Source organism: Streptomyces phaeochromogenes (assembly GCF_001418655.1).
GTDB classification, from domain to species: Bacteria; Actinomycetota; Actinomycetes; order Streptomycetales; family Streptomycetaceae; genus Streptomyces; species Streptomyces phaeochromogenes.
Genome location: NZ_LIQZ01000405.1, coordinates 1 through 20,618 on the forward strand (window position 1 = coordinate 1; position 20,618 = coordinate 20,618).

The 20,618-nt window shown below is 70.3% G+C and carries 16 protein-coding genes and 2 pseudogenes; 8 read left to right on the forward strand and 10 right to left on the reverse strand.

Annotation, left to right across the window (positions count from 1 at the left end; translation table 11 throughout):
* Together AOK17_RS40370 and AOK17_RS40375 are read left to right on the forward strand one after the other, a co-directional pair.
* A partial coding sequence (locus tag AOK17_RS40370; RefSeq protein WP_079053560.1) for a cytochrome c oxidase subunit I occupies nt 1–1,092 on the forward strand: 1,092 nt, incomplete at its 5' end.
* Between the two features lie 5 nt (nt 1,093–1,097).
* The gene (locus tag AOK17_RS40375; RefSeq protein WP_055617653.1) at nt 1,098–1,445 is read left to right on the forward strand and encodes a hypothetical protein; all 348 of its coding nucleotides are present in this window, start codon (nt 1,098–1,100) and stop codon (nt 1,443–1,445) included.
* Between the two features lie 93 nt (nt 1,446–1,538).
* On the opposite strand, the gene AOK17_RS40380 is transcribed toward AOK17_RS40375, so the two are convergent.
* Complete coding sequence (locus tag AOK17_RS40380) at nt 1,539–2,444, reverse strand: NADP-dependent oxidoreductase (RefSeq protein ID WP_055617613.1); 906 nt, start codon at nt 2,442–2,444, stop codon at nt 1,539–1,541.
* Between the two features lie 175 nt (nt 2,445–2,619).
* On the opposite strand from AOK17_RS40380, the gene AOK17_RS53700 reads away from it, so the two are divergent.
* Nucleotides 2,620–2,754: a hypothetical protein gene (locus tag AOK17_RS53700; RefSeq protein WP_281198672.1), complete on the forward strand. Its 135-nt coding sequence runs from the start codon at nt 2,620–2,622 to the stop codon at nt 2,752–2,754.
* 64 nt (nt 2,755–2,818) lie between these two features.
* Here the strand turns inward: AOK17_RS53700 and AOK17_RS40385 are convergent, their stop codons facing one another.
* Nucleotides 2,819–4,258 (reverse strand): M6 family metalloprotease domain-containing protein, encoded by a 1,440-nt coding sequence (locus tag AOK17_RS40385; protein ID WP_079053561.1) that lies wholly within the window; start codon nt 4,256–4,258, stop codon nt 2,819–2,821.
* A gap of 194 nt (nt 4,259–4,452) precedes the next feature.
* On the reverse strand, nt 4,453–5,115 hold the full coding sequence (locus AOK17_RS40390) for a TetR/AcrR family transcriptional regulator (protein WP_055617614.1): 663 nt from the start codon (nt 5,113–5,115) through the stop codon (nt 4,453–4,455).
* Nucleotides 5,116–5,271: 156 nt separating this feature from the next.
* On the opposite strand from AOK17_RS40390, the gene AOK17_RS40395 reads away from it, so the two are divergent.
* Complete coding sequence (locus AOK17_RS40395; RefSeq protein ID WP_055617615.1) at nt 5,272–6,522, forward strand: YncE family protein; 1,251 nt, start codon at nt 5,272–5,274, stop codon at nt 6,520–6,522.
* A 122-nt stretch (nt 6,523–6,644) separates the two neighbouring features.
* Here AOK17_RS40395 and AOK17_RS40400 read toward each other — a convergent pair whose 3' ends face one another.
* Together AOK17_RS40400 and AOK17_RS40405 are read right to left on the reverse strand one after the other, a co-directional pair.
* Nucleotides 6,645–8,504 (reverse strand): cellulase family glycosylhydrolase, encoded by a 1,860-nt coding sequence (locus AOK17_RS40400; RefSeq protein ID WP_055617655.1) that lies wholly within the window; start codon nt 8,502–8,504, stop codon nt 6,645–6,647.
* A 97-nt stretch (nt 8,505–8,601) separates the two neighbouring features.
* Complete coding sequence (locus AOK17_RS40405; protein ID WP_055617616.1) at nt 8,602–10,569, reverse strand: elongation factor G; 1,968 nt, start codon at nt 10,567–10,569, stop codon at nt 8,602–8,604.
* A gap of 236 nt (nt 10,570–10,805) precedes the next feature.
* Between AOK17_RS40405 and AOK17_RS54155 the strand changes: the two are divergent.
* Nucleotides 10,806–10,946: pseudogene (locus tag AOK17_RS54155) on the forward strand (VWA domain-containing protein); the annotation flags it as partial.
* A gap of 122 nt (nt 10,947–11,068) precedes the next feature.
* Nucleotides 11,069–12,172 (forward strand): XdhC family protein, encoded by a 1,104-nt coding sequence (locus tag AOK17_RS40410; protein ID WP_055617617.1) that lies wholly within the window; start codon nt 11,069–11,071, stop codon nt 12,170–12,172.
* Between the two features lie 65 nt (nt 12,173–12,237).
* On the opposite strand, the gene AOK17_RS40415 is transcribed toward AOK17_RS40410, so the two are convergent.
* The 5 genes and pseudogenes from AOK17_RS40415 to AOK17_RS54160 form a co-directional block, all read right to left on the reverse strand.
* Nucleotides 12,238–13,176, reverse strand: a complete 939-nt coding sequence (locus tag AOK17_RS40415) for an aminoglycoside phosphotransferase family protein (RefSeq protein ID WP_245697678.1) — start codon at nt 13,174–13,176, stop codon at nt 12,238–12,240.
* 87 nt (nt 13,177–13,263) lie between these two features.
* Complete coding sequence (locus tag AOK17_RS40420; RefSeq protein WP_055617618.1) at nt 13,264–13,779, reverse strand: metallophosphoesterase family protein; 516 nt, start codon at nt 13,777–13,779, stop codon at nt 13,264–13,266.
* Nucleotides 13,780–13,783: 4 nt separating this feature from the next.
* Nucleotides 13,784–16,279: a SpoIIE family protein phosphatase gene (locus AOK17_RS40425; RefSeq protein WP_079053562.1), complete on the reverse strand. Its 2,496-nt coding sequence runs from the start codon at nt 16,277–16,279 to the stop codon at nt 13,784–13,786.
* Nucleotides 16,280–16,339: 60 nt separating this feature from the next.
* Complete coding sequence (locus AOK17_RS40430) at nt 16,340–17,002, reverse strand: WD40 repeat domain-containing protein (protein ID WP_157881496.1); 663 nt, start codon at nt 17,000–17,002, stop codon at nt 16,340–16,342.
* Between the two features lie 103 nt (nt 17,003–17,105).
* Nucleotides 17,106–17,431 (reverse strand): annotated as a pseudogene (locus AOK17_RS54160) (effector-associated constant component EACC1); the annotation flags it as partial.
* A gap of 192 nt (nt 17,432–17,623) precedes the next feature.
* Here AOK17_RS54160 and lanKC point away from each other — a divergent pair.
* Together lanKC and AOK17_RS40440 are read left to right on the forward strand one after the other, a co-directional pair.
* Nucleotides 17,624–20,389 (forward strand): class III lanthionine synthetase LanKC, encoded by a 2,766-nt coding sequence (lanKC, locus tag AOK17_RS40435; RefSeq protein ID WP_055617621.1) that lies wholly within the window; start codon nt 17,624–17,626, stop codon nt 20,387–20,389.
* 81 nt (nt 20,390–20,470) lie between these two features.
* On the forward strand, nt 20,471–20,587 hold the full coding sequence (locus AOK17_RS40440; RefSeq protein WP_055617622.1) for a SapB/AmfS family lanthipeptide: 117 nt from the start codon (nt 20,471–20,473) through the stop codon (nt 20,585–20,587).
* The last annotated feature ends 31 nt before the right edge of the window (nt 20,588–20,618 follow it).

Here is a 20,618-nt window from a genome sequence, read left to right on the forward strand (position 1 = left end):
ATGTTCCGCATGCCGATCTTCGTGTGGAACGTGCTGCTCACCGCGGTCCTCGTGCTGCTCGCCTTCCCCGTGCTCGCCGCCGCGCTGTTCGCGCTGGAGGCGGATCGGAAATTCGGCGCACACATCTTCGATGCCGCAAACGGTGGTGCCCTGTTGTGGCAGCACCTGTTCTGGTTCTTCGGGCATCCAGAGGTGTACATCATCGCGCTGCCGTTCTTCGGCATCATCAGCGAGGTCATCCCGGTCTTCTCCCGCAAGCCGATGTTCGGCTACATGGGCCTGATCGGCGCGACCATCGCCATCGCGGGCCTGTCGGTGACGGTGTGGGCGCACCACATGTACGTCACCGGCGGTGTGCTGCTGCCGTTCTTCTCCTTCATGACGTTCCTCATCGCCGTGCCAACGGGTGTGAAGTTCTTCAACTGGATCGGCACGATGTGGAAGGGATCGTTGTCCTTCGAGACACCGATGCTGTGGGCCACCGGCTTCCTGATCACCTTCACCTTCGGTGGTCTGACCGGTGTCATCCTGGCCTCGCCGCCGATGGACTTCCACGTCTCGGACTCGTACTTCGTGGTGGCGCACTTCCACTACGTGGTCTTCGGCACTGTGGTGTTCGCGATGTTCTCCGGCTTCCACTTCTGGTGGCCGAAGTTCACCGGCAAGATGCTCGACGAACGCCTCGGCAAGATCACCTTCTGGACGCTGTTCATCGGCTTCCACGGCACCTTCCTCGTCCAGCACTGGCTGGGCACGAACGGAATGCAGCGCCGGATTCCCGACTATCTGGCCGTGGAGGGGCTGACGGTCCTCAACACGGTGTCCAGCATCTTCTCCTTCGTCCTCGGGCTGTCCCTGCTGCCGTTCTTCTACAACGTCTGGAAGACGGCGAAGTACGGCGAGAAGGTCGAGGTCGACGACCCGTGGGGTTACGGCCGTTCGCTGGAGTGGGCCACGTCCTGCCCGCCGCCGCGGCACAACTTCCTCACGCTGCCGCGGATCCGTTCCGAATCCCCCGCCTTCGACCTGCACCATCCCGAAATCGGTGCCGTGGCCGGGCAGTTGCCTGCGCCGGAGAGGGTTCTGCGGTGACGACGATGGACGAACGGCCGGTCGATGCTGGGGCGTTGATCCACGAGTTGGAGGGTCATCTTCTGATCGAGGCCACCCGGGGTGAGGGGCGGGCGGAAGCGGGCCGCTTCACACGGCAGTTCGGGTGGCTCACCGACAGTCAGCGGGCCGAGGTCGAGGAGCGGTTCGCGGAGGAGTACGTGTCGCTGGCGCGGCTTTCCTGGCGGCGGACCGTTCAGCGGGGTGCTGAACTGCGGGGCGAGTACGAGGAGGCGTACCGGGTGTTGCGTCGGCGGCTGCTCTCGGTGTGGCTGTTCGGGGTGGCGCTCATCGGCGGGGCTGCCGTTGTGCTGGTGTCGCTGGCCCGGCAATGACGGACCGAGCATCACTCCAGGACCGGTTGTGATCCGGAGGTGCGGGGCTTCCCGCGGCCGAAGTCGCGGGAAGCCCCGAGCGGTGGGACAAGCTCAGACGCAGACCACGATCTTCCCCCGCGTGTGTCCGCGCTCGGCGTATGCGTGCGCCTCCGCGATCCGTTCGAGTGGGTAGGACCGCTCGATGCGCGGTGTGTAGCGGCCTTGGCGGCCTAGTTCGCCCGCCTCGGCGAGGAGAGTGGAGTCGTTCTCCGCGTTGGCCATGTGCACACCCAGGCGATGCGCGTTGGTGTGGTCGGCGACCGTCGAGACGTGGGCAGGGTCGCCGACGATCGCGACGATTTCGGCGAGGGACCCGGAGGCCGCGGTGTCGAGCGCGATGTCGACACCGTCCGGAGCCAGGGTGGCGAGGCGCTCCGCGAGGCCGGTGCCGTAGGTGGTGGGAACGGCTCCGAGAGAGGTGAGGAACTCGTGGTTGCGCTCGCCGGCCGTCCCGATCACGGTGGCGCCCTGAGCCACCGCGATCTCGACCGCCGCACTGCCCACGCCTCCGGCGGCGCCCTCGACGAGAAGGGTGCGCCCCCGCAGGGGACCGAGCGCCTTCAGCCCGCCCATCGCGGTCACGGATGCCAGACCGGCGCCGGCGGCCTCCTCGTCTGTCCACGTGGTGGGCGCGTGGGCCCAGGCCGAGAGCACGGCCAGCTCCGCTGTCGCGCCGGTGACGCCGCCCAGCCCGAAGACACGGTCGCCGATGCTCACCCCCCGCACGCCCTCACCGATCTCGTCGACCACGCCGACGGCATCACGCCCGGGAATCGCGGGCAGGTCCACGGGGAGCACCTCGTGCACCGCACCGGAGCGCACCTTCCAGTCGACGGGATTGACGCCGGCCGCCGCGACGCGGACGCGGATCTCGCCGGGCCCGGGATGCGGGTCCGGCGCCTGCTCGACCACCAGGGTCTCCACACCGCCGTACTCGTGATAGCGGACTGCGCGCATGACGTGCTGCCTTTCCACACGGCCTGAACCGGCCGTTCGTGAAGTCAGTGGGGCGAATGTTCGGCAAGCGCCGACGCCCACCACGCTAAAACCTGACGTTGGTGTCAGGTGCAAGTCGAACCTGCCGGACGAGAGAAGGACCTGTGCGCATCGGTCAGGTCGCCGAGCAGGGGGAGTGAGCATCCGCGCGCTGCGCTACTACGAAGTGGACTCGGGTGAGGCGGAGTCGGCGCCGTGGCCGGTCCACGGCGACGAGGACGAAGTGGGTCCCGTCCTCGCCGCCGTGAACCGGCCGGCCAGTGGAGGCTGAAGCACTGTGAGCCGCCGGCGCCCTGCCCCGCAGGTCGGGGCGTTGCGGCCCTGGCGACGGCCTCCTACGCCACGGTGACGTGCACCGTCATCTCGTCGGCCCCGGGTGTGCCCACCGTCTCGATGGTGACCCCTGTCCAGGTGCCCTGGGGCAGGTTCAGCGCCGGAGCCGTTTTCTCGCCGACGGTGGTGTTGTCCTTGAACGGGTACAGGTCGTCGCTGTCACCGCGGTTGCCCCGGCCGAACATCCGGGAGAGGTCGCCGCGGCCGTCCGCCTGGAGGAGTTCGATGGCCAGGTTCTGCTCGTCGTTGACGTTGTCGATCGATTCGTCGACGACGTAGACGGCGATCCCCTCATCGGGCAGGAAGGCGTCCTGGCCTCGACGGCGACGGTACTCGACGAGTATGTACTGGCTGTCGGACATGGTCGCGGGGTTCTGGATGAACACCGCTTCGCCGTCCTCCGCGGCGGGCCGCAGCCTGATGTCCCGGGTGGTCTTGTTCACCACCTGGGGCTCGATCCAGCCGTGGAACATGCGCAGCATGGCGGTCGGGAAGACCGGGGTCAGACCGCCGTTGCCCCATGAACCGCCCGCCATCAGGCAGTAGTTGCCGAGTCCGGCCGAGCGGGTCAGCTGCTGCTGGCCGGTGTCGTAATAGTCGGCCCAGCGTGCCGCGAGGTGGCCCCACTCGTGGGCGCAGACGCCGACGGCACTGTCCTCGGGGACGGTCAGGAAGGTGCGCGCGGACAGGCCCGGACCGACGTCGACTCCCCCGGGGATCGTCCACTTGAGGCTCCACAGGTCGCCGCGCTGGGTCGTCTGCTCGGCGCCGCGTCCGGCGTGGATGACGAACAGGGCGGTGACGACTCCTTCGTCGAGTGCGTCGAAGGAGGTGAAGTCGACTCCGGCGTCCCGGGCCGCCAGTACGGCGTCGCGCGCCAACCCCTGTGAGTTGCGCGGGAAGTTGGCGTTCATGCCGGAGTTGCCGTCGGCGTAGAACGACAGCGGCTGCGGCATCCGGAACCAGCCGTGCACCGCGCCCTGGACGTCGATGCCCGTGCTCGGTGACGTGTCGAAGGCGCTGACGTCGCGGTAGAACGAGCGCATGCTGCCGGTCGGGAACTCGTCGAGGCCGAACAGCATGCTGTCGTAGTGGCCGGGGCCGTGGTCGACCTCGTGCGGCTGGTCGGGAAAGTCGACGAGCAGCACCAACGTCCGGATGGTTCCCCGGAGTTGGGCCGACGGCCGGGTGATCAGCTGCTTGTCGGTGCTGGGGCCCGGGTCGATGGCTCCGTCGTCGAGGCCGACGAGGTTCTCGCCCCGCCGTCCCGCGCGCCAGACGGTGTAGTACTCCTCGAACGTCATGTTCCCTGGCAGGCGGCGCTGCTTGAGCAGTTCGAGATAGCGGGCGTACAGCTGCGCCAGGGCCTGGGGCGACAGCGGTACCGGACAGACTGCGGCGCAGTCGTGGACTGGTCGTACAGGGCTGAGCGTATGACGCATCAGGCACCCCCTTCAGGGGACGAACCCCTCTTGCCGGACACGGAGAATCCAGAAAAATCCGGCCATGCGAAGGCCGTACACCTTCTCATAGTTGGGGCCGAGATTGCTGTCAACGTGCAGTCGTACAGCGGAACTTGGGCGTGCCGAAACGGAACTCTCCGGTCCCCCGGCCGGGCCCGGCCCTCGGCCCGGGTCTACGAGCCCTCCGGACGCCATCCCGCCGGGCGCAGGATCCCCAGGAGCAACCCCACGAGTTCGTCCACCACCTCGTCCAGGGTCGCGTCGACCCAACCCGAACTCCAGTCGTGCAGCAGGCCGTTGACACTGCCGATGAACGCCGCGGCGGCGATCCGGTAATCGCGGGGGACCGCCTCGCCCCGGTCCGCGGCGGCCGTGGCCTCGGCGCAGACGAAGTCGATCCAGCGGGAACGGCGGGCCAGCCGTTGCCGTTCGAGCCGTGGGCTGACGCCGATGATCTCGACGAAGGTGATGCGCAGGCGGCGCGGATCGCCGGTGACGTTGGCGGCGTAGGCGCGGAAGGCGGCCGTGGCGCGTCCCTCGATCGGCAGTCCGTCCGCCTCGGCGAGGCCGGTCAGGGCGGCCTCCTCGGCCCAGTCGTTGACCTGGAGGTGGAGGGCGGCCAGTACGTCTTCGAGGGTGCGGAACTCCTCGTAGAACTGGCGGGTGGACAGGCCTGCGGCCTCGCTCAGGGCTGAGACGGTCGTGGCGCGGTAGCCGGGGGCGTCCCCGAACAGCTGGAGTCCGGCGTCCAGGAATCTCCGGCGACGCTCGGACTTCCGCTCCTCGGCGGTCTTGCCACCGTAACGGCCGGTCGGCGCTCTGAGCCTGCCCGCCACTGAACCTCCCTGATCGGCCCGATGGCCAATCTTGTCCTGTCCGGAGTCTTGTGGAGAGCGGGCCCCTCTCCTTACTTTCCAGTAAGTCCAATCTGAACGTACGCGTTTTCAGATTCTCGACCTTGTCATGCTCCCCACACATAGGAGAGATCGGTCATGTCTGCCTTCAGAGCCCGGCACGCCTGGTCCATCGCAGCCGCCCTCGTCCTGGCCGTCACCGCGCCGGCCACCGTGTCCGCCGCACCGAACGCCTCCGCGGATCTGCGAGAGGTGATGTTCGTCGGTAACAACTGGGAGGGCACCGCCGACGTCATCAAGTCCACGGGCGACTTCGCGAAGGTCGGCCGGATCAACGTCATCCCGGACAAGGACGCGCGGATGGCGGAGATCAACGCCGACCCGATCAAGTGGATCGCCTTCATGACCATCCGCAACAGCGTGGGCGAGGGTCACGACCAGTTCGTCGACGACATGTACTCCACCCCCGACGGCAGGTCGATGGTGGTATCCCGGCCGAGCTTCGCCGACGTGGTCTCGATCGACCTCGCCTCGGGCGACATCAACTGGCGCTTCCCCGTGTCGGGCTTCCGCGCCGACCACATGGCGGTCTCCCCCGACGGCACCCGGGTCGCCGTCTCGGCCTCCACCTCCAACACCGTGCATGTGCTGGACATCAACACGGGCAAACAGGCGGGCTCGTTCGCCACGGGTGACAAGCCGCACGAGAACATCTTCACCAGCGACGGCAAGCAGATCTGGAACATGGGGATCGGCGACGTCAACACCGCGACCGACGCCCCGTGGCTGGACTGGACGAAGGGCGACCGGAAGATCACGGTCGTCGACGCGACCACGTTCAAGCAGGTCAAGGTCATCGACATGCGGCAGCGGCTCGACGCGATCGGCCTCACCGACTACTCCGACGCGGTCCGCCCGGCCGCCTTCAGCCCGGACGAGTCGAAGCTGTACTTCCAGGTGTCGTTCTTCAACGGCTTCTTCGAGTACGACATCGCCACGGACCGGATCACCCGCACCAAGACTCTGCCGATGAACCCCGCGACCAGCACCGACCGCACCACCTGGGTCAACGACTCGCGCCACCACGGCATCTCGATGAAGCCCGACGGCACGAAGATCTGTGTCGCGGGCACGATGGACGACTACGCGACCGTCGTCGACCGCGCCACCCTCCAGGAGGGCCCGCTCGTCACCGCCTCCAAGCCCTACTGGGCGACCGTCAGCGGTGACGGCAAGTCCTGCGTGGTCTCCGAGAGCGGCGCCGACCAGGTCACGGCGATCGACTTCACCACCGGCAGGAAGACGGTGTCCGTGCCGGTCGGCGACCACCCGCAGCGCGTCCGCCTGGCCCACGTCCCGGCCAACTGGACGGGGACGACCGCCGACTGACCTGCTCCGCCCGGCAGCCCCGCGCCCCTTGGGGGCGCGGGGCTGTGACATTTTGCGGCTCCGCCGCGTGGGCGCGACCAGCCACGACGAGCCGGCAGACGGAATACCCTCCAGCAGAGCCTCTAGTTGAACTCGGACGCCATCCAGGAAGCCAGCTCCGAACGCGCCGCGCTCAGCACCGCAGCGGACGGCGCGGTCGCACCATTGGTGACCAGGGCATAGTGCAACGTGCCCGAGTCTGCCGCGGTGAGCAACAGCCGCCGACTGCCCGTGCCACCCGGCTCGGCCGCCGTGGCGATCGGAGTGGTGCGGGTGTACGCGGGCGGACCGAACACCGTCCCGAGGTCGGAGACCACCGTGGTCGACGCGCTCGGGAAGGACGCCGGAAGATGCAGTTCCGTCGGCTCGGCGCTGCCGTCGGAGCGCCAGACCTGCAGCGCGTACTGCCCCGAGCCCACCAGCTGGGCGACGTTCGGCAGGGAACTGGGCACCGGGTTCCACGTCAGTGTCGTGGAACCGTCCCTTGAGCGGTCCTCGTAGGTGAAGGCGAGCGAGCGGCCCGCCGTGGCGCTGGGGTAGACGCGGTCGAGCATCCGGGCGTCCTGGCGCAGTACGGCCTTGCCGGAGTCGTCGAGGCGTACCGCGGACAGGTCCTCGTCGTTCCAGGCGTCGCCCGCGGTCTGCACCTCGTTCGGGTTGTCGTTCATCAGCTCGTGGTGGCGGCCGTTGTAGATGTCCCACTGCCACTGGGAGCCGGACAGGACGGGACCCGAACTCGCTGGATCCGCCCACCAGTTGGCACCCTTCACCCGGGAGTCGAGGGCCTGGTACATCGCCTTGTAGACCGTCGGCGCCTTGTCGGAGACAGAGCCGCTGAGCGGGTGCCCGAACTCGCTGATGATCGCCGTCGTCCCGGTGGCCGTGGCCCGGTCGCGGACGGTGCCGAAGTCGCCGACGTACTGGCCGTCCTCCGCCTTGCCCCACATGAAGACACCGGAGATGGCCTTCTGGTCGTAGAAGTGGGTGTTGAAGACGTAGCGCGAGCCGAGCGTCGAGTCGAGCAGGCCGCCCTCCTGCTTCTGGAAGTCGATGTTGGCGTTCCAGAAGAGGTTCGGCTCGACGAAGGCCGGCTTGGCCTGCCAGCCCGCCGCGTCCATACGGGCACGGAACTTGACGTAGAACGGCCACAGGACGTCCTTCTCCCACGCCCGGCTGGTCTGGCCCGAGTCGTAGGTGCCCGCGTGCGGCTCGTTCCACGGGTCGAAGCCGACGACGCCCGCGAACTGGGTCGCGGTGAGGTTCTGCCTCACGTACGTCATCGTCTTCTGGGCGGTGTCGAGGAAGGCGTCCTGAAGGCCGTACTCGTTGTGCCAGAAGTCGTAAGTCGCCTGTGTCACGGCCGCGTTGGAGGTGATGTTCTGGCCCCAGAACGGGCAGATGCCGCAGTACTCGTCGGGGTAGTCACCGAGGTCGACGGCCCACTTGGGGGCGCCGTCGCCGGTGTACCAGCTGTCCGAGTCGAACAGCCAGCGGGAGTAGAGGTCCTGGTGGAAGTCGGGGTACACGCGGATGCCGGCGTCCACGAACGCACGGATCTGGTCGGTCGCGGCGGCCAGGTAGGCGGAGTCCACCTGGCCGCGCGTGGGCTCCGCGTAGGCCCAGGAGAGCAGGAAGCGGACGGAGTTGCCGCCGCCGAGCGCCCGCAGCGCGGTCGCGGACTTCTTGGCGTCCGCGACCGAGGCGAAGGGCAGGCCGTTGTTCTCCTTGAGTTTCGTCTCGCCGGAGACGTTGTAGCCGCGCAGCACGACCTCGCGGCCGAGGCCGTCGGTGAAGCGGCCGTTCTGGACCGTGAGGGTCGCGGCGGCGGCCGGGTCGAACCACAGATCGTCGGGGAGGGCTGAGGCGGGCTGAGCTCCGGTGGTCGTCAGGAGACCGGTCAGGAGTACGAGGACGCCGAGCAGATGCACACGCAACTTCGACATGTGCACAACAGTCGCGGTGCCTCTTCGGCCCGTCAAGACTCCTGACTTGAGAGTAAGTCACCTTTTCCGGAATGGAGTTGTGCCGGTCACCCGCCGATCATCCGCCGATTCGCCGCGTCACGTTCAGCAGGTACTCCTTGCGGTTGAGCGGGTTGTGATCGGTACGCGGCCGGTCCCGGACCGTGCCTCGCGCGAGCGGCGCGTAGTGGTCGAACGCGGCCTCCAGCTCGCCCTCTCCGCTGGTCAGACCCGGTAGCTGTTGCTCAAGCCCGTGCACCTGGGCCGCCGGGATCGCACCCTCCAGCACACATGACGTGCCCCGCGTCTCCGTCGTCCTGGGCACCGCCCGCAGCCCGGCGAGGACCGGGAGCAGGGCGCCCAGCGAGTCCACCGGGGCCTCCAGGCGGAATCGGTGCATCGGCTCGTACACCTGACTGCCGGCCTCTCGCAGCGCGTCCATCAGGACGAGCGGGGTGAGGCCGCGGAAGTCCGCTCCCGTGCTCGACATGCTCTTGTCGAAGCCCTGGTGGGCGTGGCTCTGCCGGGGCGAGTACCCGGAGTGCGTCATGGTGACCGTGCAGTCGGGGACCCGCCAGCCGTGGATTCCCTGGTCCAGGGTCTCCCTCACGGTGTCCTCGACCGCCTTGAAGAAGGCGTACGGCATGGCTCCGAGCTCGACCTCCAGCCGGAACTCCACGCCGGAGCCGACCGGCGCCGGATCGACGCGCAGTCCGACCGTGGCGAGGAACGGGTTGGGTTCCTTGCCGTTGAACTCGACCGCCGCGCCACTGCCCACGGGCCGCTCGACACAGATCGTCGTCGTCTCGCGGAAGCCGACGTCCAGGCCGAACTCGTCGGCCAGGGTCGCCTGGACGACCTCCTTCTGCACCTCGCCGTAGAGGGACACCGAGATCTCCCGCCGCGTCCCGTCCAGCCGCAGGTTGATCAGCGGGTCCTGCTCGGCGAGCTGGGTGAGTGCGGTGTGCAGGGCGCCCTTGTCGGCCGGACGGTTCGACACGACGACGGTTTCGAGGGTCGGCGGAGCGAAGAAGTGCTCGTACGACGGGCGCGGCACGCCGATGCTGTCGCCGATCCTGATGCCGTCGAGGCCCCACAGCTTGCCGATCCGGCCGGCGGCCAGCAGGCCGTCCCGGGTGTCCGAGCCGCGTTCGAAGACACGGACCGCGGTGACCTTGCCTTCCTTGCCGCCTCCGAAGGTCACCCGGTCGCGGGTGCGGAGGGCCCCGGAGAACATCCGCGCGTACGCGACCCGCTCCCCCGCCCGGCCCCGCTCGACCTTGAACACCGTGCCGGAGACCTGTCCTTCGGTGTCGCTGTCGCCGGCGGGGAGCAGGTCCCTGATGCCGGTGATCAGCTCGTCCACGCCCGCGCCCGTCATGGCGGAGCCGAAGAACACCGGGTGCACGAGGGCCCGCCCGGTCTGGTCCGCGAGTGCCGCGCGGAACAGGGCGTCCGGCACCCCGCCCTCGACGTACGCGGTGAGCAGCCGGTCGTCGTGGTCGGCAAGCACATCGAGCGCGTCCGGGGCGAGACCCGGGGCGAAACGCGCCTGGGGCGTGCCCTGTCCGACCGTCCGGCCCATCGGGACCACGGCCGGGGTGAGACGCTCGGTGACGGCCCTGAGTACGGCCTCGTCCCGTGCGCCCCGGCGGTCGATCTTGTTGACGAAGACGAGCGTGGGAACGCGCAGCCGTCGCAGTGTCCGCATCAGGACACGCGTCTGCGCCTGGACGCCCTCCACGGCCGAGATCACTAGCACCGCGCCGTCGAGCACGCTCAGCACCCGCTCCACCTCGGCGATGAAGTCCGGGTGGCCGGGTGTGTCGATCAGATTGACCGTCACGTCGTCGATCTCGAACGAGACGACGGCCGACTTGATGGTGATACCGCGCTGTCGTTCCAGCGCGAGCGAGTCGGTCTGGGTGCTGCCGTCGTCGACGCTGCCGATCTCGTCGATGATCCCGACGGTGTGCAGCAGCCGCTCGGTCAGGCTTGTCTTACCCGCGTCTACGTGCGCCAGAATTCCAAGGTTCAGCGTGTGCACCGCTTGTCATGTCCTTTGAAGTGAGAGGGATTCCTTCCTGGGTGGACATGAACGGTGCGCGCATTGCTGCTCCTTGATTCCGGTCGACTGTGCCTCGCGGCTGATCCCTTTCAGTCCATCAGTCCCTGGCATCCGCGAGCAACGGAATATCCGGGAGGACCTGGAGCGGGGCGGTACCCAAGCCGACTCGGCGAGCTTCCGCAGGGCTTTCTCGACCGGTGGGGGGGCAGCGCCGTATGGCGCGTGGCGCGGTGGTCGTCGTGGTGTCGGGCGGCTGGGAGCGTGGCGGACCCGGGCTGCTCGCGGCCCGGGTGCGACGCTTGCACCGGCCTGCGCACCGGGTGATCCGGGCCGATCCACGCGAGGACCGTCCCGGCTACTCGCCCCCGGCCGCGGGTATGGCGGCGGCGCTGCCGAGCGTTGACCATTCGTCGAGGGCACAGAGGACACAGACTGGCCGCACCGGAACGTCCGGCGGTGGTGGTGAGAGGAGCGGGCGATGCGTGAGATCCTCCCGGCGCTCGGCCGGTGGTATGCGGAGGGCTCCCCCTTCGGTCTCGCCACGGTCGTCGCCGTCAGCCGGAGCGCGCCACGGGATCCGGGCGCCTCCATGGCCGTCGGGCCCGGTGACGAGGTCGTGGGCAGCGTCTCCGGCGGCTGTGTCGAGGGGGCGGTGTTCGAGCTGGCCCAGGACGTGGTGGAGTCAGGCGAGGCCCGACTGGAGACCTTCGGGTACAGCGACGAGGACGCGTTCGCCGTCGGTCTGACCTGCGGCGGGGAGATCACCCTCCTCGTACGGCCCGTCACGGCCGCGCTCGATCCGTCCTTCGGGGCGGTCGCGGAGTCGGTGGCCGCGGCCCGTCCGGTGACCGTGGCGACGGTGATCGACGGCCCGGCTCAGCTTGGCGCGACCCTCGCGGTCTGGGAGGACGAGGTGTCGGGCACGCTCGGCACGACGGGCCTGGATGTGGCGGTGACCGCCGACGCGCGGGGCGAACTGGCCCTGGGCGCCACCGGGCAGCGGCACTACGGCCCGCGCGGCGAGCGACGCGAGGACGCGGTGACGGTCTTCCTGCACTCCTTCGCTCCCCCGCCGCGCATGCTGGTCTTCGGGGCGATCGACTACGCGGCTGCCGTGGCCCGGATCGGCTCCTTCCTCGGCTACCGCGTCACCGTGTGCGACGCCCGGCCCGTCTTCGCCACCCCGAAACGCTTCCCGGCGGGCGTGGAGGTCGTCGTCGAGTGGCCGCACCGCTATCTGCACGCCACCCCGACCGACGAACGCACGGTGATCTGCGTCCTCACCCACGACCCCAAGTTCGACGTGCCGCTCCTGGAGGAGGCGCTGCGCCGGCCGGCCGCGTACATCGGGGCCATGGGCAGCCGGCGTACGCACGACGACCGGATGAAGCGGCTGCGGGACGGCGGGCTCGGCGAGGCCGAACTGGCGCGGCTGCGCTCGCCGGTCGGCCTCGACCTCGGAGCGCGTACGCCGGAGGAGGTGGCCGTGTCCGTCGCCGCCGAGATCGTCGCGCTGCGCTGGGGCGGCAGTGGCGCCCCGCTGATGGCGACGGCCGGGGAGATCCACCCGCGGGAGCGATGACGAGCCGCGGCCTTCGCGGCGGCCCTCCTGGACGACGGCCGTCCTGCGCCTGAGACGTCGGCGTGTCAGGTCTCCTCGCGGTGGTCGGCGATGATCGCTTCGAGGTGCCGCAGGGCGGTGGTCACTCGGGCCGGGTCCTCCTGGAAGAAGGGGTCGTCGGGTACGGGCAGTGATCCGGCGAGCGCCCAGCCGCGTCCGCGTGCCCAGGTGGCGTCGTCGTCGCCGAGCGCCTCGCGGAAGGTGCCGCGTGCCGCGTCGGGCAGAAACTTCCACGCGGGCAGCACGTCGACAGCCGGGTCGCCGACGCCCAGCGTGCCGAAGTCGATGACCGCGCTGAGGTGGCCGTCGACGGACAGCAGGTTGCCGGTCGCGAGGTCGCCGTGGAACCAGACCGGCGGTCCGTCCCAGGCCGGTGCCGTAAGTGCCGCGTCCCACACGGCCGTTACGGCGTCCGTGTCGACCATGCCCTTCAGCTTGGCGATCTTCGGCCGGACCAGGGTGTCGGCGGCCAGCGAGTCGCGTTCGTCGCCCATGGGTACCCCGCGGAACGCGTTGCTCCACTGCGGTCCTGGACCGTCGGTGGCGTCGATCGTCCGCAACGCCCGGATGAACTCGGCCAGTTGTCCGGCCGCCGTCACCGGATCGGCGAGCCCCTCGGTGGTCGCCGTCTCGCCCTCCAGCCACCGGTAGACCGACCAGGGGAAGGGATAGCCCTCCCCCGGCGCTCCCGCCGCGAGCGGTTCGGACACCGTCAGCGGCAGCTGCGGGGCGAGCAGCGGCAGCCAGCGGTGCTCCCGCTCGACCTGTCCGACCCAGCGCGGGTAGCGGGGCAGCCGTACGGACAGGACGTTGCCGAGCCGGAACGTCGCGTTGTCCATCCCGGACCTGGGCACCGGCGAGATCGGGAGTTCGGCCCACTGGGGGAACTGGACGGCGAGCAGACGGCGGACCAGATCGGCGTCGATGGTCACGTCGTCGTGGGCATGCGGGTCACCGGATGACAAGGGTCAACTCCTGGATGCGGACCGGGAAGCGGCCGACCCATCCCATCCTCCGGAACATGCACCGTCCACTGATTTTCTGCCCGCCCGTCAACCGTCCGCTGATTCTCGGGGCGGCAGCCGGTGGAGTCGTACCTCGGTGAGCTCGCCGTCCTTCACCACCGCCGTCATGTACGTGCAGTGCGGCTGGCTTCGGCGGTCGGTGGGCGAGCCCGGGTTGAGGAGGCGCAGGCCGGTCGGGGCCGTGGTGTCCCAGGGGATGTGGCTGTGGCCGAAGACCAGGACGTCGAGGTCCGGGAAGCGGGTGGCGCAGCGCGTCTCGCGGCCTTGGGCGGCGCCGGTCTCGTGGACGACCCCGACGCACAGGCCGTCCAGGTCGGCCCGGGCGATCTCGGGGAGGCGGGCCCTCAGCTCGGGGCCGTCGTTGTTGCCGTACACGCCGATGAACCGGTTCGAGCGGCTCTCCAGGAGGTCGAGGGTGGCGGTGTCCACCCAGTCGCCGGCGTGGATCACGACGTCGGCGCGCGGGAGTTCGGCGAGGAGCGGCGCGGGGAGCCGCTTGGCGCGCTTGGGGAGGTGGGTGTCGGACATCAGGAGGAGGCGCACGTGATCAGCCTAGGACGGGCGGTTCCGTGAGGGGTGGTCCGGTCGCGGGCGGTTCCGTCACTGCGATCTCGGCCCACACCTGCTTGCCGCCGCTGACCGGGACCGTTCCCCAGATCGCGGAGAGTGCCTCGACGAGGAGGATGCCACGGCCGCCGGTGGCCTCCCAGCCGATGCTGGTGGGCTTGATGGGCGTACGCGGTGAGGCGTCGGCGACGGCGATGCGCAGACGGTCGTTGATGAGGGTGAGGTCGAAACGGACCTGGCCGTCGGTGTGCACGAGGGCGTTGGTGACCAGTTCGGAGACGATCAGGAGGATGGCGTCGTGCTCCTCCGTCACGCCCCAGGCGCGCAGGGTGCGCCGGGTGAAGCGGCGGGCGTGGCGGACGGCCTCGGGTACGCGCCACACGGTCCAGCTCTCGCGCAGCGGCCTCAGGTCGAGTCCGTCGTAGCGCATGAGGAGCAGGGCCACGTCGTCGCTGCGGTTGGCGCCCGCGAGCAGGGCGTCGGCGACGAGTCCGAGGTGGGCGGGGTCGGCGGCGGACAGCTCGTCGGCCAGCCGGTTCAGGCCGTCCTCCATGTCGAGCTCGGAGGACTCGACGAGGCCGTCGGTGGTGAGGGCCACGATGGTGCCGGGCCGCAGCGGCAGCGGGCTCATCGGGAAGTCGGCCTGGGTGATGACGCCGAGCGGTGGTCCGCCCTCGGTGACGACGATCTCGGTGGTGCCGTCCGGGTGGCGCAGGACGGGCGGCAGATGCCCGGCACGTACGCACCAGGCCGTGCCCTCCGCCATGTCGACGTCGACGTAGCAGCAGGTGGCGAAGAGGTCGGTCTCCATGTCCATGAGCAGCCGGTTGGCGTGCGAGACGACCACGTCCGGCGGGTGGCCCTCGACGGCGTACGCGCGTAGCGCGGTGCGCATCTGGCCCATGAGGGTGGCGGCCTGGGCGTTGTGCCCCTGGACGTCGCCGATGACGAGGGCGACGTGGCTGTCGGGCAGCGGGATCACGTCGTACCAGTCGCCGCCGACCTCCAGGCCCGCCGTGGTGGGCAGATAGCGGGCGACGGCCTCCGCGCCCGGCAGGGGAGGCAGTCTGCGCGGGAGGAGGGTGCGCTGGAGCATGCCGACGAGTTCGTGTTCGGCGTCGAAGGCGTGGGCGCGCATCAGGGCCTGGCCCGCGAGGCCTGCGGAGGCGGTGAGCAGGGCACGCTCGTCGGGGCCGAAGTCGTGCGGGGTGTCCCAGCCGATGAGGCAGGCGCCGGCCATCGCGCCGCTGCCGGCCGGCAGCGGCAGGATGGCGAGGCCGCCGGGGCCGACCTCGGCGAGGGTGGCCTCCAGTGGGGTTCCGGCGGGCCAGATGGCCGCGCGTCCGTCGCGCAGGGCGGCAGCCAGGGTCGGCATGGTGCGTACGGGTGCGTCGGGCCACTCCGAGCGCCACTCCGAGCGCCAGACCTCGGGCCAGGCCTCCGGTTCGGGCGGGTCCAGGACGGTGACGACGAGGCGGTCGCCCTCCAGTTCGGCCAGGGCGATCCGGTCGGCCTTCAGGGGCCGGCGCAGGGCGGTGACAACGGCCTGGCTGACGTCGTGGACGGTGCCCGCGGTGGCGAGGGCCGCGGCGAGGCGCTGGACACGGGCGACCTCGTTGCCGCCGGAGCGCAGCTTGGAGGCGTCGGCGACGGTCCCCACCAGCCGGGACGGGCGCCCGTCGGCGGCCGGCAGCAGGCGCGCGCGCAGCCTGAGCCACCGCTGGTCGCCCGAGGGCTGGAGGATGCGGAACTCCAGCTCGCGCTCGCCGATCGACGTGTGGTCGGACTCCACCACGGACATCAGCGAGGGCAGGTCCTCCGGCACGGTCATGCCCAGCAGGGTCTCGACCTTGCCGTCGAACTCGTCGGGGGCGAGCCCGAACAGCTCCAGCATCTCGTCGTCGACCTCGACGCGCCCGGTGTCCATGGCCAGGCTGAACGAGCTGCTGGGCAGGTCCTCGGAGTCCGCGGACCGGGTGGAGGGCGGGAAGGAGACGGCCTCGGCGAGCAGTTCGAGGCAGCTGCGGTCCTCGGTGTCGAAGCCGCCCGGGTTCTCGTTCACGGCGACCAGACAGCCGCCGCCGCGCCCGTCCGGGGGCAGCGGCAGGGCGGCCAGCCAGAAGTCCCCCGCGGGCATCGGGCGGGCACCGGGGCGCACGGCGAGTTCCTCGGGGCTGAGCCACAGGGGCCGGCCGATCCGGTAGGCGTCCGCCGCGGGCGAGCCGCCGGAGAGGGGGTAGCTGTCGCGCAGCCCGTACAGGGACCGGGGTACGCCCGCCGCCTCGATCAGACACAGTTGGTCACCGCTGTCGCCCGGCGCGTAGACGGTGGCGAGTGTCGCGCCACCGAACACGAGTACCTGCTCGAGCACGCTCCGTAGTCGTTCGGGGGCCCCGAGGTCCGCGTGAAGCGTCTTGAGGGCAAGTTCGGTACGCAGCGTTCTCGTTCTGCGTTCCGCAGCGCCCTCACTGACCACGTCCGCAATTACAGCGCTTCCTGGACGGCGGCGCAGCCCCTGTGACCGTTCGGAGGCAGGTCATGGGTCGGGCGGGACCCGGAAGCGGGGCCTCCGGGCGGGGCCGCCGGTCCCTATGTCTCCGTATGTCTGGGAGCACGGCGTGTCGAATGGAACGTCCGGCATCAGTTTGCGCCAGCGGTCCCGGTCGACGGCGGGCCCCACCACATCGCAGATGTGGCGCGTCGCCCGGCCTGCGTCGAGGTCCCAGAGGCGGATCGTGTCGTTGCCGCTCGACACGAGGGTGCTTCCGCCGGGGGAGAAGGCGACCGTGATGGCGCCCAGCGTGTGGCCGGTGAGCGTGGCGGTACGCCGTTCGGAGGCGATGTCCCAGAGCTGGACCGTCCCGTCGGAGTTCGCGACGGCCAGGGAGGTGCCGCCGGCGTCCACGGCGATCCCGTAGACAGTTCCGGCCGAGATGTCGAGCGTCGCGCGCCGGGTGCGCGTACGGACGTCCCACAGGTGGACCGTCCCGTCGTTGTTGCCCATGATCAGGGTGCGGCCGTCCGGGGCATACGCGAGGTCGAACGTCATGCCGGCGTGGTTGTCGAGGACCGCCGGGGAGCGGCCCGACCGTGCGTCCCACAGGCGCAGGGTGCTGTCCTCGCCCACCGAGGCGATCGTCCGGCCGTCGGGGCTGAACTCCACACCGAACGCCGCGCCCTCGTGACCCTTCATCGTCATCCGGGTCCGGAACCTGTCGGTGCCCCACACCGTCACGTTGCCCCTCCGCGTCCGCCGCCCGGACCCGGCTGGTGGACACCTCGACGGTGATGCCGGTCGACGTGGTGACCGAGCACGTCATGTCGACAGCGCGCTGGCGTATCCAGCCGACGAGAGCGGCGACGAAGGCGCCTATGCCTCCTTGGGCGACGGCTATCAGGACTTCTGGTCCACCGGGCCCAACGTCCCTTCCTCCGGCGGCGGTTCGACCGTTCGCACCCTGCCGCGCAGCTCCCGTTCCGCGGTGAGCCACAGGGCCAGCGAACGCAGTTGGCCGGACTGGTTGGCGCCGTCGAGACGCACGCTCACATCCATGGGGTCCCCCTTCGCACCGTGACCGGCGCACCGCCATTGGCAGAGATCTGTGATGGTGCCAGCGGTCCGCGCCATATGCACCGGTCAAGCTCCAATTGAATATCCATGAGGCAAATGCGGCGATCTGCGGCACTGCTCCGACCGCGACCGCCCGAAAGAGACCGAACACGACTCGACCCGTGCATTCCTCACGGTCACCTCGTGACAGCCGTGACTGTCCCGGCCCTCGGCTGGGTGGAAGGCTCGGCAGCCGTCGAGGGGAATGCGATGGACGAGCGGTACGAGGTCTACGCGCTGGCCGACAGGTTCTTCTACGAGACACCGGACCGGCTGACCGGAGAGGGGCGCGGCGAAGCGCCCGGCTACGAGACCGCCCGGCGGGCGGTGCCCGAGGGATGGCGGGCGGCCCGGATCGGGGACTGGCTGACGATGACCCCCGTCGACGGGGAGGGCCGGCCACGGTCCGGCCCGGTCCAGGGGTGGAAGATCCACGCCTCGGCCACCCGGGAGAACGCGGAACGCATCGCGGCGGCCGTCTGGGACTACTGCGTGCCCCGGCTGATCCCCTTCAAGTTCGTGCCGGGTCCGCATCTGCTGCATCTGCGGAACGTCAAGTACGCCGCCCGCGACGCGAGCGGCAAGTTCGTCACCGTCTATCCGGCGGACGAGAAGCAACTCCAGGTCGTGCTGGAGGAGTTGGGCGCCCTCCTGAAGGGCCTCGAAGGGCCGTACATCCTCACCGACCTGCGCTGGAACGACGGTCCGCTGTATGTGCGCTACGGGGCGTTCGCGCGGTCCTTCGTCGTCGACGAGCGCGGCAGGCTGGTGCCCGCGGTGACGGACGGCGAGGGCCGGCTGGTATCGGACCGGCGGGCGCCCTCCTTCCAGGTGCCGGAGTGGGTGACCCTGCCCGCGTTCCTCGAACCGCAGCTCGCCGCGCGCAACACGACGACGGTCGGTGAACTGCCGTACCGCATCGAGAAGGCGCTGCACTTCTCCAACGGCGGTGGCGTGTACTCAGGCGTCGACACCCGCGACGGAAGCAGGGTCGTCCTCAAGGAGGGCCGGCCGCACGCGGGGCTCGCCGCCGACGGGGCGGACGCCGTGGCCCGGCTCGCCCGGGAGAAGTACGCCCTGGAGCGGGTGTCCGGGCTCGGTGTCGTGCCCGAGGTGCGCGACTGGTTCCCGCTCGGCGACCACCGCTTCCTCGTCATGGACTTCCTGGAGGGCCGGCCACTCAACTCCTTCTTCGCCGAACGCCATCCGCTGCTCACCGCCGCCCCGGATCCCGCCGCCGTCGCCGACTACACGGCCTGGGCGCTGCGGGTTCACGGGCTGGTCGAGGCGGCGGTCGAGGCGGTGCACGCGCGTGGCATCGCCTTCAACGACCTGCACATGTTCAACATCATGGTCGCCCCCGACGAACAGTCGGTCGCGCTCCTCGACTTCGAGGCGGCGGCGCCGATCGAGGAGGACGGTCGCCAAGTCGTCGCCCACCCCGGGTTCTTCGCACCGCCGGACCGGACGGGCGCGGACGTGGACCGGTACGCGCTGGCGTGCCTGCGGCTCGCGATGTTCATGCCGGTCACCACACTGTTCGTGATGGACCGCGCGAAGGCGGCGCACCTCGCCGAGATCATCACGGACCAATTCCCCGGCGTACCAAGGGAGTTCCTGGCCGAGGCGGTCGCCGAGATCACCCGGGACCCGGCGTCCCGCCCGGCCGCTTCGCCGACTGCTGCCGCCGCGACCTCACCCTCCCCCGCCACTGCTTCGCCGTCCTCCGCGGCCGTCCTGCCACCCCCCGCGGCCGTCCTGCCGTCCCGCGCGAACGCCTCGCCGTACGCCGCACTCGCCGAGCCCGGTGACTGGCCCTACAGCCGCGACTCGATGGTCAAGGCGATCCTCGCCTCGGCCACGCCGGAACGCGACGACCGGCTCTTCCCCGGCGACATCGCCCAGTTCTCCGACGGCGGCGGACTCGGGCTCGCGTACGGGGCGGCGGGCGTGCTGTACGCCCTGGCGGAGACCGGCGCGGACCGGTACGAGGAGGGCGAGCGCTGGCTGCTCGACCACACCGACCCGGTGCCGACGGGAACGCCGCTCGGCCTGTACGACGGTCTCGCGGGCGTCGCGTACGTCCTCGACCTGCTCGGGCACCGGCAGCGGGCACTGGACCTCGTCGACACCGTGCTCAAGGAGAAGTGGCGGAAGCTGTCCTCGGACCTGAAGGGCGGGCTCGCCGGGCTCGGCCTGGTGCTCGACCGGCTGGCGCGCACGACCGGGGAGCCGGAACTGGACCTCCGGGCGGCGGAGGTGGCGCGGATCCTCCGGGAGCGCCTGGCCGAGCCCGGGCCCGAGCCGAAGAAGCGCCGTGCCGGACTCCTCCGCGGCGCGAGCGGGCCCGCGCTGTTCCTGCTGCGCCGGTACGAGTCGACCGGTGATCCCGAGCTGCTGGCATCGGCCGCCGAGGCGCTGCGACGGGACCTGGAGTGCTGCGTCGTCCAGCACGGCGGCGGCCTGGAGGTCGACGAGGGCCGACGCACCATGCCCTACCTCGGCGACGGCAGCGCCGGAATCGGCCTGGTCGTCGACGACTACCTCGCGCACGCCGGCGGTGGCCGGAGCGAGGGCGGCCGAGCCGGGCACGGCCGGGGCGAGGACGACAGGCGCGCGAACGGCCAAGTCGCTCACGGCCCGGACGAGTTCGAGCGGGCCCGCTCGCAGATCCTGACCGCCGCCACCTCCCGCTTCTACGCGCAGCCCGGACTGTTCCAGGGCCGGGCGGGCATGATCCTGCATCTGAGCCGCACCGGCGCCGACCCCGGGCAGGTCGCCGCGCAGATCGCCGGGCTCGGCTGGTTCGCGATGCCCTACCAGGGCCAACTGGCCTTCCCCGGGCACCAGATGATGCGCCTCTCCATGGACCTGGGCACCGGAACGGCAGGGTGTCTGCTGGCGCTCGGCGCCGCCCTCGACGGTGCGGCCCTCGCCCATCTGCCGTTCCTGCCGCCGCTTCCACGGCGGCCCTGAGACGCGGTTCCGCCGTCCGGCGGAGTCGTGACACCAAACCCCGTCCCCACAGGGCGACTTCACAGAGAAAAGGACATCACCATGGCACTTCTCGACCTGCAGACGATGGAATCCGACGAGCAGACGGACGGCGGCGCGAACAGCACCCTCAGCCTGCTCTCGTGCATCAGCGCGGCCAGCGTCACCCTGTGTCTCTGACAGCACCGCGTTCTCACGGCTCCGGGCGGTT